Source organism: uncultured Porphyromonas sp., from assembly GCF_934359325.1.
Classification (GTDB): domain Bacteria; phylum Bacteroidota; class Bacteroidia; order Bacteroidales; family Porphyromonadaceae; genus Porphyromonas_A.
The window spans coordinates 1-1,925 of the sequence record NZ_CAKRLH010000257.1 but is presented as its reverse complement, the minus strand read 5'-3'; the positions used below and the strand labels follow the sequence as shown (position 1 = coordinate 1,925).

The following is a 1,925-nucleotide window of genomic DNA, read 5'->3' as shown; positions in this document are numbered from 1 at the left end:
GACTTCGACGACGATCGACTATTTGAAATCCAGACTTTACTTAACAACAGACCCAGGAAGAAACATGACTACATCTCTCCTTTCAAACTTTTCGCCCCGTTCTTCCTCCCTGTTGCACTTCGTCCTTGAATCTACGCCGGTAAGTTTTCACAGCAGTAAGTCCACTTAATTGACCACTTCTGATTACATTTGTGGTTAGAACGATTTCAAGAGAGCAATATGGATAAAACGATCACAAGCAGCGGAAACATCAGAGCCATCGGCGTACTCACCTCGGGTGGCGATGCGCCGGGTATGAACCCCGCCATACGTGCGGTCACTCGTACCGCGATCTTTAATGGGATCAAGGTGTACGGCATCTATCAGGGATACAAGGGACTTATCGACGATGAGATCAAGGAGCTGGCGACGGAGGATGTCAGCAACATCATCCAGAGGGGAGGCACCTTCCTGAAGACCGCACGCTGTAAGGAATTCATGACCGATGAGGGAAGTCAGAAGGCGTACGACAATCTCATGAAGTATGGGATCGACGCGCTGGTGGTGATCGGTGGTGACGGCTCTCTGAGCGGCGCCCGGAAGTTTGCCAGCGACCACAATTACCCCGTCGTCGGCATCCCCGGGACGATCGACAACGACCTCGGCGGGACCGACCAGACGATCGGCTACGCCACCGCGCTCAATACGATCATGGACGCCGTCGATAAGCTTCGCGACACCGCCAGCTCGCACAATCGCCTCTTCATCGTGGAGGTGATGGGACGTGATGCCGGATTTCTGGCACTCAATGGAGCGATCGCCAGCGGAGCCGAGGTGGCGGTGATACCGGAGTTCAAGAGCTCGATGGATCAGATGAATCGGATGGTGGAGAATGGATTCCGGAAGACGAAGAACTCAGCCATCGTCCTCGTAGCCGAGAGTCCTGCCACCGGTGGTGCTCAGGCTCTCATCGAGAGGATCCACGAGTCACACCCTCAGTGGGAGGCTCGCGCCGTGATCCTGGGACACATCCAGCGCGGCGGCAGTCCGGTCGCCGGGGATCGCATCCTGGCGAGCCGACTGGGCGTAGCTGCTGTGGACGCACTCCTCGACGGGCAGCGCAATATCATGGTCGGCATCCGAGACAATAGAGTCGTCTACATCCCCTTCTCCAGCGCCATCAAGGGCGCCAAGACGATCAGCGAGGAGGACTACCGTGTGCTCAGTATACTATCACTATAAATCTCACATAACCTATGCAAGTATCGGCCAAGACACCCCGCATACTCAACCCCCACTATAGCTCCGGGAAAGATCCTCTGAAGTACCTCCTCTTTGCCGTCGACCTCGATGGCACTCTGGTGACGGACGACAAGGAGATCACTCCCGCCACCGCCAATGCCATCCGAGAGATCCTCGAGATGGGCATGACCGTCGCTCTGGTCTCGGGGAGACCCACCTTTGGCTGCGAGCATATCGCAGAGCAGCTCCAGCTGGCCAAGTATGGCGGATACATCATTTCCTATAATGGTGCCAAGATCACCTCCTGCATGGACAATGATGTGCTCACCCGGTCCACCATCTCGCGGGAGACGGTCGGTGAGCTCTACGACTTCCTCAAGGACTACCCCGTGACGATGATGACCTACACACGCCACGAGATCATCACGGAGGATGCTGACAGCCCCTACGTCCGTCAGGAGAGCCAGATAGACAACGGCATGCCGATCCGACAGGTGCCCAATCTCAAGGAAGCACTCGTGAGAGATCCCTACAAGTGCGGCATAGCAGGGGATCCGGAGGTGATCGGTAAGCTGGCGATCGAGCTACAGGAGCGATTTAGAGGCAAGGTGAATGCGATCCTCTCCGGTCCGATCTTCATCGAGGTGATGAGTCCCTATGTGGACAAGGGGAAGGCACTCAGCTTCCTCATGTCCGAGATGGGG

The 1,925-nt window shown here is 56.3% G+C and carries 2 protein-coding genes; both read left to right on the top strand.

From position 1 onward, the window contains the following. The first annotated feature begins 219 nt into the window (after positions 1-219). Positions 220-1,221: a 6-phosphofructokinase gene (gene pfkA, locus Q0F21_RS07540; RefSeq protein WP_297238774.1), complete on the top strand. Its 1,002-nt coding sequence runs from the start codon at positions 220-222 to the stop codon at positions 1,219-1,221. Positions 1,222-1,235: 14 nt separating this feature from the next. Beyond that, positions 1,236-1,925, top strand: a 690-nt coding sequence (locus Q0F21_RS07535; protein WP_297238772.1) for an HAD-IIB family hydrolase, incomplete at its 3' end; no start/stop codon positions are given.

Coding starts and splice junctions, on each gene's coding strand:
- pfkA (WP_297238774.1), top strand. CDS start 220: ATGGATAAAACGATCACAAGCAGCGGAAACATCAGAGCCATCGGCGTA.